This is a genomic window from Coleofasciculus chthonoplastes PCC 7420, assembly GCF_000155555.1.
Taxonomy (GTDB): Bacteria; Cyanobacteriota; Cyanobacteriia; order Cyanobacteriales; family Coleofasciculaceae; genus Coleofasciculus; species Coleofasciculus chthonoplastes_A.
Map to the genome: position 1 here is coordinate 105577 of NZ_DS989857.1, position 13457 is coordinate 119033.

Sequence of the window (13457 nt, forward strand, 5' to 3'; positions counted from 1 at the left end):
GACACGCTTGTGGGCTGCGGACACGCTTCGCGAACGCGATCGCACTTTATTATCCGTGACACTTTCAACCAAGAGACTTATAACCCGATAACGTCCCTCCAATAGCAATTCAGACTGACAACTTTGGCAATAGAGCAGATTATCGGGATTATCGGAATTCTGACACTTGGGATTGATACACAGGCTCATCAGTTTAAGGAATATGGGTCATGATCGATAGTGTAGCGTTATCGATTCAGAGATTGATAGATAAATGCTGTCGAAATCCTGTTTGTCAAGGCTTGGCTTGGCTATCGCTTGCATAAATTAACAATAGCAATCCACTGAATAAACTGAGTTGCCCTCTCCCCAAAGCCTTGGGTCAGAAAGTATTTCTTAAGCTGTCATGCATTTAAATTGGGTATTAGTAGCGAGCAAGATGCAAAGCCTGCGGCATGGCTTCGCTAAACGCACTACACGGCTTTCGCCATTAATTGATATTAAGGTTTAAATGTTGATGAAGCCGCCGCCAAACAGTTACCCAGATTTCGGGGCGATGATCGCCAAGTTTGGTTTTGTTTCAATAATCCCGAGGTCACTGGTGTGGCAAATAATCCAGCGCCCAGAGTTGATTGAGGCGTTTCCCAAACCGCTATCGCCCCCCCGCCAACATGAAACATGGCTGAACCTGATTTTGACTTCAGCGCGATCGCAGGGACAGATGGAGTTTCTTATCGCACAATAGACCTAGGGCGATCGCCACCAGCAATCCCACTGCCAGCCCATAGGGTCGTAGATTACTCCCATCCGGCATCACCATGACCGGTATGACCCACCCCCAAGCATTGACCGCAGTATGCAGCACGAGGGCGGGCAACACACTGCCCTGAGTGTGGTTGAACAGCCACGCAAACAGCACCGACAGGGCCACCGTACTCATCATAAATAGGCCAAAGGGGAGGTGGCTTTGCGTCGTGTCGGCCATATAAAACAGCGGCAGATGCCAGATGCCCCACACCCCACCCAAGAAAAGGCTAGCCACGCGCCAGCTATAGCGCTCTTGCAAAACAGGCAAGGCATAACCCCGCCAGCCAAATTCCTCGCCCAGTGGGCCGCCCAGCACCAGTATCAGGCCAAAGTTCACCACGGCTAAAAGTACATGCCCGGATGCAGGAGACGGGGCGATCGTGCCGCCCAAGGCGATGTGCCCAGCGGCGGCCAGTCCCACGACTGCCAGAGGCAAAAAAAACGAGAGAGCCAGCCAACGCCAACCCACTCGCCATTGCAGCGATCGCCTGAGCCAACGATGCAGCCCTTCCTGTCCACTGGAATACCTCACTACCGCGATTGCTGCGATGCCGGGGCCAAAACCCCCCGCGATAATCAACATGCTCCCAACAGCAGGCAACGGAGGTCTGACCACCGAAGACAGCAGCCAGCAGGCCCAAGACCAGGCAAATGTCAAGGCAAAGAATGCCAAAAGGCGCGGATTAAAGCCTAATTTACTGTGATGTGTCATTGCCCCATTATTAGTCAACATAAACCCGTTTGCGGTGCGAGAGATTCGTTTTCCCAAACACTGCAATCAGGATGATGACCACCACACAATTGACGAGAGCATCCACGATAGGGGATACCCCAGGTATAAATGCGCTAAATATGTTTGGAGCTATGTTTAGAGCACCATGAAAAAGCGCCACAAGCAAGATACTGCCTTTAGTACTGTTATAAATCCAGGTATAGATAAAAGCATTGGTCACGATTATGATGAACCAGAGGAAAGGAAACTCGGACATCGGTTGGCCTACCAAAAAGATAAGCGGCAAATGCCATAAACCCCACAACATGCCCACTATGAGGGTGGCAGTTAAGGCATTATATTGTTTCTGCAATCGTGGCAATGCGAAGCCACGCCACCCAATTTCTTCACAGGTAGTTGCTAAGAAATTAATCACGAAAGCAAAAAAAGATAAATTGCTTTGTGGTACTGCGATTGTTACGGGTAATCTAAGTAATTTTGTGACAACTTGTGCCGTAATGAGAAGAACAACAGGCCCCAGCAGCACTACGATGTACCAGACTAGACCAACCCGCCATTTAATAAGCCCCTTATCCAATTCTTTTACCCCTGTTTTCCCATACGCCACCTGTGCCACAATCACAGCCGCAAGTGCAGGGCCAATGGCATAAAAGATGGAAAGAACTAGGAAGTAAGTGCGGTAAAGTGGGGCAATATCTCGCGAGGTTAAGACCACTGATACCATGCCAATCCATGACATACCAAAGGCCAGGATATAAAACCAGGTAAGAGGATGTTTTCTCATTTTCCACTATCTCCTTTGACGTAGACTTGTTGCTGTAATCGCGGCTCGATTGGGAACGCCAACCAACACCACAAGTACAGAAAAATAAATCCAGGGATGACGATCGCTAAAACAACCGTGACAATTCGGATTCCTGAAAGGGACTGATGCCAACGCTGAGCGAGAGCTGAACAGATGCCTGCAATGACTTTGTGGCGGCGACTCCGGTAAAAAGCAGCGGGGGTTTCTCCCGGAGTGCCGCCTGTATTTCGTGATCGCTTATACTGTAAAATCCCAGAAATCAGCAGCCCGATCGCGCCTAAAATCGCTGATGGAATGGCAAAAATTGCCAGCCAGTGCGCCATCGCCAGCCCAGAAATAACGTCTCCCAACCAAACTGGGGAAGGACAGCGAAAGCGGATCGCCTCTGCCGAGCAACCGAAGCGTTTAGCCAAACCAAATGCGCCCCAAGTCAGGAGCAATGGAGAAATTCCGTAGAAGATGCAGAGGCTCAACAAAAACAAGTGCCAACGGGTCGAAAGCCGTCGGAAAAATGCGATTGTGGCGATCGCCGGGCCAACCAATAAAAATATGCTAATCAAAGGTAGGTAAACCATGAGTTTTTCTGGATCGGTTTCCTTAATTGAGAATTAGAGATGGCGATCGTCGGGGTCAACCACCAGGCATCGCCGTAATAAGTCCGGAAGAATGGTAATACCCCGATCCTCTATCTGAAAACACCAGCATTCTCCGGAGGTGGCGTGGTTACGCGATCGCTGCGAATGAGAAAACGGCTATTGAAGCGAACTGGCAATGGGTCGCCTGACAGGGGCATGGCTAAAGTTCCCGGTCGCTGGGCGTGAATATGAAGGTGGGGTTCGCCGCTGGCCCCAGAATTGCCAACCTCGGCAATGGCATCCCCGACGGCAACGGCCATGCCCGACTGCACCAACAGACTCTGGGGGCGAAAATGGGCCAGGATGACCTCGGCCTCGCCGCACCGCAAAATCACATGATTTCCAGCCCGGTTGACCTGATCAGTCTCTGGGATGATCATATCTGGGAGGCCATCGATCGCCTGCACCACCTGGCCTGCACAGGGAGCGAACACCGGCGCGCCGTAGATCAAGTACGCCCCAGGCTGCTTAGGGCTGATGCCGCGCGATCGCAGCCCCCACCGATTCACCTGAATGATATCGGTGCCGTAACTTTGGCCCCGATAGGCTTGAAAACGCGGCACTGACTTATCCAAAGTTTTCAGGTGGGCATTAATGCGAATATTACTACCGCCATTGACGATCAGAAAATGGCCACCCCGCAGCGGAAAGGTGAGGTCAACAGCAGATGCAGCCGCAGGAAACGGCCCCGCCCAACTGCGAACCGCCTCATTGCCAACATACACACCAAAGGCCACGCAGCCCACCACCATCACCCACCCCGGCCAGCTTAAGGGCATCCGATGCTTTGGCTGATGCTTCGTCACCCCCAGCCCCAACGCCAGCAAAAACAGTACCCCATAGAGATAGGGTGTCCACCAGGGCGGAAAGACCCAGATACCCATCCGGGCGATCGCAACCAGGGCAATCGCCGTCACCAGAGCTTGAACCCCCATCCCCAGCAGATTGCGGGGCTGCAAAAAAGCCAACCACCCAATCAACACGAGGGGAAACAGAATCTGGATCAGAATCAAGATCGTCATCGCAGACCTTCCCCGTCATTGTGAGTGTTTTTTGGGCAGCAATACTAGCAATTACTATCATTGGTGATTGGTGATTAGGCAATATAGCAATCCTATTTAGGTTGTGGCAATTTTCAAAACTGGAACCCTTGCTATACCTGGGTTTCAAACCGTTCACTTGTTGCATCCTATTTAGGATTGCTATAGCATTTGCTTGGCTCAAATACATAGTTTTAATGTACGTCTGTAGGGAGGGGTTTAGGAAGTTTCGTTATTAATGATAACCTTGCCTCAAAACCCGCCCTGACTAGATATTCCAGATTTAATCTGCTACATCTAGACTACCCTCATTTTGCCTATCTTTCGCATTCCTTATTTTATTCCCCAAACTTTAATCGTAGTATCCTGGCTACCGCTATAAATTCGTTGTCCGTCAGGACTAATCGTTACACAATATATTCGATCCGAATGACCTTCTAGGGTGTATAATTCCTCCCCATTTTTCAGGTTCCACCCTTTCAATGTGCGATCAAAACTCCCACTCACCAAAGTTTGACCATCTGGACTAATGGCTACTCCATGCACCCAGTCAGAATGACCTCTAAAACAGGAGAGTTCCTCTCCATTGCTTAAATCCCAGACGCGCACAATTGTATCACCGCCACCACTAATTAAAGTTTTGCCATCGGGACTCATTGCTAGGGAATAAACGGTTCCCTTGGGACCCGCTAACCAAAGACCGAGGATTTGTTCTTCGTGCATTAATTTATCCGATCGCGGCAAAAATTTTGTCGATTCTCTGGTAATCTATAAACTTAACAGCAGGGGCGTATCGTGTTACACTCTCAACCATCTGCGATCGCACTAGGCAGCAATTTGGGGGATTCCCGTGCCATCCTAGAGGCGGCTATAGTCATGTTAGCGAAAACTCCCGGTATCACGGTCACATCTCAATCTAGCTGGTATCGAACCGCCCCCGTTGGTCCACCGCAGCCAGATTATCTCAATGGTTGTGTGATTCTAGAGGTACAGCTAACCCCCCACGATTTATTACAAACCCTTCTCAGCATCGAAAAACAGTTCGGGCGAGAACGGGGAGAAAGTTGGGGACCGAGAACCCTAGACTTAGATATCTTATTATTCGATAATTTAATAATAAACACTCCTACCCTAAAAATCCCCCACCCCCGGATGAGTGAACGAGCCTTTGTCCTGGTTCCTTTAGCCGAAATTGCCCCCGACTGGATCGAACCAACATCCGGATGTGCGATCGCACAACTCGTACAAAGGGTAGACTGTTCTGGAGTTCACCCCGTATAGTTAGACATGCCTCAAGGTAAAGAACCCCCTCAACTACTCAGACAACGCTTTGTTTATCAGGGACGCAAATTTAACTTTGAAGTTAATCACCTGCGTCTTCCCAACCAAGCTAAAGGCGACTGGGAATGCGTTCGTCACCCTGGTGGGGCGCTAGCGGTTCCTGTTACCCGAGATGGGAAACTGGTACTTGTGCGTCAATATCGGTTTACGGTACAACGGCGGTTATTAGAGTTTCCGGCGGGTACAGTGGAACCCTTGGAAGATCCCGAAACCACAATCCAACGGGAAATCCAAGAAGAAATCGGATATCGGGCGCACCGTTGGCAATCTTTGGGGACTTTTCCCTTAGCACCCGGGTATTCTGATGAATATATTTACGCATTTCTGGCACAAGATTTAGAGAAATTGGAGACACCGCCAGGATTGGATGCGGATGAAGATTTAGAAACGGTGTTGATGACACCCGAACAATTAGAAAAAGCAATTCATGGGGGGGATACGGTTGACGCTAAATCGATTTGTAGCTTTTACCTAGCGCGTCCGTTTTTGCAGCAATAGTGGATTAATTATTGTTGAAGATATCCGGAAAACCATAGGGGCGCACGTCAGTCATACGTGTCAACTTAAGCAACAACCCCCTCACCCCCAGCCCCTCTCCCACCGGGGGAGAGGGGAGCTATTGGTTATGTTGAAAAATAGGGTTGTGTGGCAAACATTGTAGAGACGTTGCATGCAACGTCTCTACTGAACGGAAAAGATATTATCTTAATTTGGTGCTTGATGATTGGGTTCGTAGTCAGGGCTTTAGCCCTATTTTGTTGGGTTTCCTGGCGTTGATATAAATACGACTAGCGAAATTCATGGATTACGGCTAATCTAACACACTAGCCTTAGGGTTTAATCAGACATCGCATCGGGATAAAGTAGGGTTGCTTAAGATGAGCGATGGCTAAGTTCAACTGCATGTTAATAAAGCCCGTTACCTGTTCATGCGAACCTGTTAGCTCCATGTCAACTAATTCTCCATCAATTAGTTCATAGCGAGGATGATCTCCGTATTCAGCAACAAACTCGTCAAATGTTAGTGATTTTGGTAGGATTTGAATCATTTGAAACCACACTACCTGTAAGACGTTTACTTTATCCTAACACTGACCCACAAGCGTTAAAACGCCTTGGGTTTAAACACAAGGCTAACAGCGAAAGTCAGCTTTAGCTGACTGGATAAGAATTGGAGTCCATTTGAATGTACTTGATTGATTAACCCGGAGGGCGGGTTTTGAATAAACGTTATAATCGACAGCGAAACCAGAAAGGCTAAACCCACCCCTACCAATTCAAAACTCATCATTCATGACTGATCTGATTCTCTTCTGGCATCGCCGTGATTTACGAATTTCTGATAATATTGGTCTGGCTGCGGCTTGTCAAAAAAGCCAGAAGGTGATAGGAGTCTTTTGTCTTGACCCAGATATCTTAGAACGCGATGATATCGCCCCAGCACGAGTCACGTACATGATGGGCTGCTTGCAGGAGTTACAACAACGCTACGCTGAAGCGGGGAGTCAATTGTTAATCCTGCATCAAAACCCTAGTCAAGGAATTCCCACCCTAGCTGACACTCTCAACGCCAAAGCGGTAGTCTGGAATCGGGATGTGGAACCCTATGCCCGAACGCGCGATCGCACGGTACAAGATGCCCTAGAAGAAAAAGGAATTGCGGTTGAATCATTCTGGGATCAACTCTTACATGCCCCCGGAGAAATTCGCACCAATTCCGGCAATCCTTACAAAGTTTATACCCCATTCTGGAAAAACTGGAAAGACCAAGCCAAAGCCGCCCCCGCTGAATCCTTAAAAAATGGGGAAGGACTTACCGAAACAGAACAGGATGTGGTTAAGAAAGTTGGCGTAATGGAGTTACCTACCGCTAAAGAATTAGGGTTTACCTGGGACAATTCACTGATGCTGGAACCGGGAGAAAAAGCCGCCAAACAGAGACTAGAGGAATTTTGCGATCGCGCCATTGACGACTACCAACACCAACGCAATCTCCCCGCCATTGATGGTACATCCCGACTCAGCGCCGCCCTCAAATTTGGGGCGATCGGAATTCGCACAGTTTGGCAAGCGACACAAACAGCGATAGAACGTAGCCGTAGCGATGAAACTCGTGATGGTATTCAAACCTGGCAACAGGAATTAGCTTGGCGAGAATTCTATCAACACGCCCTTTATTTCTTTCCTGAATTAGCCTCCGGACCCTATCGCGATACCTTTGAAAATTTCCCCTGGGACAATAATCAAACCCTGTTTCAAGCCTGGTGTGAAGGCAGAACAGGTTATCCGATTGTTGATGCTGCCATGCGCCAATTAAATCAAACAGGATGGATGCATAACCGTTGTCGGATGATTGTTGCCAGCTTTTTAACGAAAGACCTAATTATTAATTGGCAATGGGGTGAAACGTATTTCATGCAAAAATTATATGACGGTGACTTGGCGGCTAATAATGGTGGCTGGCAATGGAGTGCGTCCAGTGGAATGGACCCGAAACCTTTACGAATTTTTAATCCAGCAAGTCAGGCACAAAAATATGACCCGGATGGGGAGTATATTCGTCAATGGTTACCGGAGTTGAGTTCACTGGATACTAAAGACTTGGTGACGGGTAAAATTTCCTCAGATGAATGTTCGAGTTGTGGCTATCCTGAACCCATCGTGGATCACAAAAAGCGACAGAAAGAATTTAAACAGCGCTATCAACAGCAAAAAGGATAGTTATTCGTCATTTGTCATTCGTCATAAGCTGTTATGCATTTAAATTGGGTATTAGTAGCGGGCAAGATGCAAAGCCTGCGGCATGGCTTCGCTAAACGCACTACAAGGCTTGTACCCTTATTGACATTAAGGTTTAAATGCCCAACAGCTTATTCACCGTCTTCCCCCGCTCCCCCAGCTTCCCCAGCTTCCCCAGCTTCCCCCAGCTCCCCCATCTCCCCCATCTCCCCCATCTCCCCTACACCTCATCAGGGGACATCCCATGGCATAATGGAGAACATTTGCTCAACTCACACACTCATAGGTACAGCGCAAGCCGATGTACCCCCTGCTTTATAGCAGTGTCTACTTTAACGTTCATTTCTTCGGGAGCGCGAGGCTAACGTGAAGATTTTGGTGGTTGGCAATGGGGGACGCGAACACGCCCTCGCCTGGAAAATGTTGCAATCTCAACGCATTAAACAAGTAATCTGTGTTCCTGGCAATGGGGGTACAGCGACAAATCCACAGTGTCAGAATCTGTCTTTACGAGTGGATGATTTTGCCGGAATTGCTCGGTTTGCTTTAGTTCATAATATTTCGTTAGTGGTTGTGGGTCCGGAACTCCCTCTAGCGTTGGGGATTACGGACTACCTACGTCGTCAAAACTTGGTGGTTTTTGGTCCCACTCAAGCAGGTGCCCAAATTGAATCGAGTAAGGCTTGGGCAAAAACCTTGATGCAGTCGGCTGGCGTTCCCACTCCTGGGTTTGCTATGTTTGCCGACAAGGATGAAGCGATCGCCTATCTGAAACAGCAAGCTGCCCCAATTGTCGTCAAGGCAGATGGTTTGGCAGCCGGAAAAGGTGTCACAGTGGCTCAAACCATTGAAGAAGCGGTGGCGGCGGTTGAGTTTCTGTTTAAGCATAAGTTTAATGCTGTGGTCATCGAAGAATGTGTCACGGGTCAAGAAGTTTCCGTCTTAGCACTAACCGATGGCATCACAATTCGTCCCTTATTACCCGCTCAAGATCATAAACGGATTGGTGAAGGCGATACGGGTTTGAATACGGGAGGAATGGGCGCGTTTGCTCCCTCTCCCCTGGTGAATCCTAGCTTGATGGCACGGATTGAACAAGATATTCTCCAACCCACAGTTCAGGCGTTGCAGGAACGAGGAATTGACTATCGCGGTGTTCTCTACGCCGGATTAATGATTACGCCTCAAGGTGATCCCACGGTTCTGGAGTTTAATTGTCGCTTTGGTGATCCAGAAACTCAAGCGATTTTACCGTTACTTGAAACGCCCCTGCACGAGTTACTCTTGGCTTGTACCGGGCGGAAACTGGCAGAATTGCCCCCAATTAGCTGGCATCCTGGGGCGGCGGCTTGTGTGGTGGCGGCGGCGCAAGGGTATCCGGGGGCGTATCAGAAGGGTCATGTTATTAATGGGATTGAACAAGCCCAGGAACGGGGAACTACGGTGTTTTGTGCCGGAACTCAGTTTAAAAAGGAACAGATGCTAACTGATGGCGGGCGCGTCTTAGCGGTGACAGCAACCGGGGAAACATTAGAGGGTGCGATCGCAGCCACCTATCGGGCGATAGACTGTATTGAGTTTGAGGGAATGTACTATCGTAAAGATATCGGTCATCGCGTCACCCAAACCTAATTCGTCATTCGTCATTTGTCAGGAATAGGGAACAGGGAACAGGGAACAGGGAACAGGTAAGGTAGAGTTTTGAGTTATAGCAGTGCGCTCTAGCGTAGTTACAGTACAAGTGATCTAAAAGCCTCCTGATAAAGCCTCCATTTCTAATGTGTAAACATACAAGCGCTCAGTGCTATAACTTTCCCAGCTCCCTCAGCTCCCTCAGCTCCCTCAGCTCCCCCAGCTTCCCCAGCTCCCCCAGCTTCCCCAGCTCCCCATTCCTCTCAGCTCCCCATCCCCCTCTCCTTGCTCAACGCCTCAATGTTTGAGAGAATTAAGATAAGTTAAGAGAACGTTTCCGTTCACTGCTGATCAACCAATTTTGCTGGCTTTGTTGAAAACCTTCCGAGAGATACTGGGACGATGGTGGTCGGAGTTTACTCTCCAGACCCGATTAATGGCGGCGGCGACCTTAGCCGTCTCCCTGATTATGAGTGGCTTGACCTTTTGGGCGGTCAATACGATTCAACAAGACGCCCGGGTGAACGACACTCGTTTTGGTCGGGATTTGGGTCTACTGCTGGCGGCGAATGTCGCCCCTCAGATTGCCGAAAACAATCTCACCGAAGTCGCTCGCTTTTCTCACCGTTTTTATAGCAGTACCTCTAGTGTGCGCTATATGATTTACGCGGATGAGGATGGCAGAATTTTCTTTGGCATCCCCTTTTCTGAATCGGAAGTCCACAATTCTCTCTCCATTCGACGCCGGATTCAGCTTCCCGAAGACTACGCCAAAAACTCTGACCTACCGATGGTTCGGCAGCATGTCACCCCAGACGGGGAAGTGACGGATGTTTTTGTCCCCCTCACCCATGAAGGGAACTATCTCGGCGTTTTAGCCATTGGCATTAACCCCAATCCCACGGTTGTCGCCTCCTCGAATTTAACTAGAGATGTCACCATTGCTGTGTTTATCTCAATTTGGGTGATGGTGATTCTGGGCGCCGTATTTAATGCGTTGACGATTACCCAACCGATTAAAGAGCTGCTCACGGGTGTGAAAAATATTGCTGCAGGGAACTTCAAGCAGCGCATTGACTTACCCCTGGGTGGAGAACTGGGAGAACTGATTTCCAGCTTCAACGAAATGGCAGAACGCTTAGAGCGTTATGAAGAACAAAATATTGAGGAATTAACCGCAGAAAAAGCCAAACTGGAAACCTTGGTATCTACGATCGCAGATGGTGCTGTATTGCTCGATACCACATTGAACGTGATTTTGGTCAACCCAACCGCACGGCGTATTTTTGGCTGGGATGGTCATACCCTGGTTGGTGAAAACGTGCTGCATCATCTCCCGACAGCCGTCACCCTAGAACTGACGCGACCACTCTATCAAATTGCTGGCGGCGAAACGGCGGCGGAACGGGAAGGGGAGGAATTCCGAATTACCCTGACTGAACCCACACTGCGTACTGTTCGGATTCTGCTGACGCGGGTGTTTGACCAATACCGCGAGAGCATTAAAGGTATTGCCATGACGGTGCAGGATATTACCCGTGAGGTTGAACTGAATGAGGCAAAGAGTCAGTTCATTAGCAATGTTTCTCACGAACTGAGAACGCCGTTATTTAACATCAAATCATTCATCGAAACCCTACACGAATACGGCGAAGACTTGAGCGAGGTAGAACGGCAAGAATTTCTGGAAACGGCGAATCGAGAAACGGACCGTTTAACTCGTCTGGTTAATGATGTTTTAGATTTGTCCAGACTGGAGACATCTTGCCGCATTTATCACTTTGAACCCGTAGATATTGCAGGACCCGTGGAGCAAACCCTCCGCACCTACCAGCTTAATGCCCGGGATAAAGGGATTGAACTGGTACAGGAAATTTCGCCTAAATTGCCTCCCGTGTTAGGGCATTATGACTTATTGCTGCAAGTCTTTGATAACTTAGTAGGCAACGCACTGAAATTCACAGAATCCGGGGGACGAGTAGTGATTCGAGCCTATCCCCTAGAAGCCAATCCCAATCCCAATCATCCGGATGAAATTCCCCAAGTTCGGGTGGAAATTTCTGATACAGGTATTGGGATTGATTGGGAGGATCAAGAAAACATTTTTGATCGATTTTTCCGCGTCGAGAATCGAGTTCATACCCTAGAAGGAACAGGTTTAGGGCTTTCCATTGTCCGCAATATTGTTGAAAAACATCACAGCCGAGTTTATTTAGTTAGTGAAGTGGGAATTGGTACAACCTTCTGGTTTAATTTGGATGTGTGTACCGAAAAAGACCAATCAATTGAGCAGCCTTCAGAAGACCACCCGAATCGCGAGGGGCTACCCCTTCAACGAAGTAAGGGGTAGGGGGATAGCGGAAAATGCGAGGGGTCAATCCCCGAAGTATTTTCAATCTCTCTCTTTCTATCCCATGAGGTGGTATAGTTTAGCCATGAAACAAGTTCTCACAATAGTTGTAAAGCTCCAGCCCTCTCCTGAACAAGTTGCCTTCTTAGAGGCAACTCTTCAGGCGTTTGCGGACGCTTGTAACTACGTGAACGAAAACACAAACCCTAAGCTGACCAACAAAATTGCTATCCAGTCCTTAGTCTACCAAACCATCAAGAAAAAATTCAATCTGGTGGCTAACATGGCAGTTAGGGCTTGTGCGCGTGTAGCTGCTAATCGCAAGGTAGCCAAGCAGAAAGGTAAACCTGTTAAAAGATTTGCCCCAAGCAGCATGGACTGTGACAAAGACTTGTTTCGCTTCCGAGAACAAGACTGGACGGTAAGCCTTGCTACCGTTCACGGCAGAGAGCGAATTGAGCTGAAGTCCGGGAATTACCAAAGGGGAAAACTCAAAGGGAGAAACCCTACTTCTGCTCAACTGTGTAAGCATCGCGATGGTCAGTTCTACCTGCACATCCAAATTAAAGACGAAGCTCCCGACTCATCCGTGAAAGACTTGGTGATAGGTATCGACTTGGGACGCCGAGACATTGCAGTTACATCAGAGGGCAAAAAGTGGGACGGTTTGCACATTCAGTCAGTACGAGATAAGTTTTATCAAGTTAGGGCGTCTCTCCAGAAGAAAGCCTCGAAAGGCACGAGGACGACTCGGCGCAGATGTCGAGAAGTCTTGAAACGGCTGTCGGGACGGGAAAGACGCTACCAGCAATGGCTTAATCACAACATCTCCAAATCAGTGGTCAGACGAGCAGTTGAGTATAGTGCCTCTATTGCTATAGAAGACCTTACGGGAATTAGGGAGAGAACCAACGAGCAACCCAGAAGCAAGACGGAACGTAGACGCTCAAATTCATGGGCATTCTACCAACTGCGAATGTTCATTGAGTACAAAGCTATTGGCGCTGGTGTTCGAGTTGTCCCAATCCCCCCTGCCTATACTTCCCAAATGTGTCACAACTGCTTACACATTCACCCGGTAAAAGGAAAGTCTTACCGTAGTGGCAAGACTTTCAAATGTGGGCATTGTGGTTGGCATGGAGATGCCGACTTTAATGGAGCCAATAATATTGCACTTGTGGGGCTGTCTATAAACCAGCCTGGAGGCACGGGGTTATCGTGCAAGCTAAGCCGAACTATCGAGTATGTTCAGCGTTCGACTGAGCGCTCACGCCGAAGTCTTAGCTTGTTCGATGACTGAGCGGGCTACTAAAAACCCAGACCTCAGCTCTTAGAAGGTCTGGGTAGTTTATTTACTGACAACAGAAGACAACTTACAAACAACAGAGACGGACGA

13 protein-coding genes and 1 pseudogene are annotated in these 13457 nt (G+C 48.7%); 6 read left to right on the forward strand and 8 right to left on the reverse strand.

Going from position 1 to position 13457, the window contains the following annotated elements; translation table 11 throughout:
- Positions 1-69: 69 nt before the first annotated feature.
- The 7 genes and pseudogenes from MC7420_RS44140 to MC7420_RS22445 all read right to left on the reverse strand — a co-directional run.
- Positions 70-189, reverse strand: a pseudogene (locus MC7420_RS44140) (4-Cys prefix domain-containing protein); the annotation flags it as partial.
- Between the two features lie 290 nt (positions 190-479).
- Positions 480-659, reverse strand: a complete 180-nt coding sequence (locus tag MC7420_RS22420; RefSeq protein WP_006103292.1) for a hypothetical protein — start codon at positions 657-659, stop codon at positions 480-482.
- A 20-nt stretch (positions 660-679) separates the two neighbouring features.
- A complete protein-coding gene (locus MC7420_RS22425; RefSeq protein WP_157453279.1) occupies positions 680-1498 on the reverse strand; it encodes a CPBP family intramembrane glutamic endopeptidase in 819 nt (272 codons plus the stop codon).
- Between the two features lie 10 nt (positions 1499-1508).
- Positions 1509-2303, reverse strand: coding sequence for a type II CAAX endopeptidase family protein (locus MC7420_RS22430; RefSeq protein WP_006103266.1), 795 nt, complete (start codon positions 2301-2303; stop codon positions 1509-1511).
- Complete coding sequence (locus tag MC7420_RS22435; protein ID WP_044208976.1) at positions 2300-2899, reverse strand: PspC domain-containing protein; 600 nt, start codon at positions 2897-2899, stop codon at positions 2300-2302. The genes MC7420_RS22430 and MC7420_RS22435 overlap by 4 nt, the downstream gene beginning before the upstream one ends.
- A 110-nt stretch (positions 2900-3009) precedes the next feature.
- Positions 3010-3981: a M23 family metallopeptidase gene (locus tag MC7420_RS35580; RefSeq protein WP_052307535.1), complete on the reverse strand. Its 972-nt coding sequence runs from the start codon at positions 3979-3981 to the stop codon at positions 3010-3012.
- A 351-nt stretch (positions 3982-4332) separates the two neighbouring features.
- Positions 4333-4722: a WD40 repeat domain-containing protein gene (locus tag MC7420_RS22445; RefSeq protein ID WP_052307536.1), complete on the reverse strand. Its 390-nt coding sequence runs from the start codon at positions 4720-4722 to the stop codon at positions 4333-4335.
- A gap of 72 nt (positions 4723-4794) precedes the next feature.
- Between MC7420_RS22445 and folK the strand changes: the two genes are divergently transcribed.
- Both folK and MC7420_RS22455 read left to right on the forward strand, forming a co-directional pair.
- Complete coding sequence (gene folK / locus MC7420_RS22450; RefSeq protein WP_006103225.1) at positions 4795-5280, forward strand: 2-amino-4-hydroxy-6-hydroxymethyldihydropteridine diphosphokinase; 486 nt, start codon at positions 4795-4797, stop codon at positions 5278-5280.
- Positions 5281-5286: 6 nt separating this feature from the next.
- Positions 5287-5838, forward strand: a complete 552-nt coding sequence (locus tag MC7420_RS22455) for an NUDIX hydrolase (RefSeq protein WP_006103137.1) — start codon at positions 5287-5289, stop codon at positions 5836-5838.
- Between the two features lie 332 nt (positions 5839-6170).
- Here the strand turns inward: MC7420_RS22455 and MC7420_RS22460 are convergent, their stop codons facing one another.
- On the reverse strand, positions 6171-6389 hold the full coding sequence (locus tag MC7420_RS22460) for a Uma2 family endonuclease (RefSeq protein WP_052307537.1): 219 nt from the start codon (positions 6387-6389) through the stop codon (positions 6171-6173).
- Positions 6390-6633: 244 nt separating this feature from the next.
- Here MC7420_RS22460 and MC7420_RS22470 point away from each other — a divergent pair, with 244 nt between their 5' ends.
- The 4 genes from MC7420_RS22470 to MC7420_RS22485 all read left to right on the forward strand — a co-directional run bounded on the left by MC7420_RS22470 (position 6634) and on the right by MC7420_RS22485 (position 13361).
- Positions 6634-8061: an FAD-binding domain-containing protein gene (locus MC7420_RS22470; RefSeq protein ID WP_006103311.1), complete on the forward strand. Its 1428-nt coding sequence runs from the start codon at positions 6634-6636 to the stop codon at positions 8059-8061.
- A 384-nt stretch (positions 8062-8445) separates the two neighbouring features.
- Positions 8446-9711 carry a phosphoribosylamine--glycine ligase gene (gene purD / locus MC7420_RS22475; protein WP_006103222.1) on the forward strand — a complete coding sequence of 422 codons (1266 nt, stop codon included), beginning with the start codon at positions 8446-8448 and terminating at the stop codon, positions 9709-9711.
- A 361-nt stretch (positions 9712-10072) separates the two neighbouring features.
- Complete coding sequence (nblS, locus tag MC7420_RS22480; protein WP_044209001.1) at positions 10073-12061, forward strand: two-component system sensor histidine kinase NblS; 1989 nt, start codon at positions 10073-10075, stop codon at positions 12059-12061.
- Positions 12062-12146: 85 nt separating this feature from the next.
- The gene (locus MC7420_RS22485; protein ID WP_006103247.1) at positions 12147-13361 is read left to right on the forward strand and encodes an RNA-guided endonuclease InsQ/TnpB family protein; all 1215 of its coding nucleotides are present in this window, start codon (positions 12147-12149) and stop codon (positions 13359-13361) included.
- Positions 13362-13457: the final 96 nt, after the last annotated feature.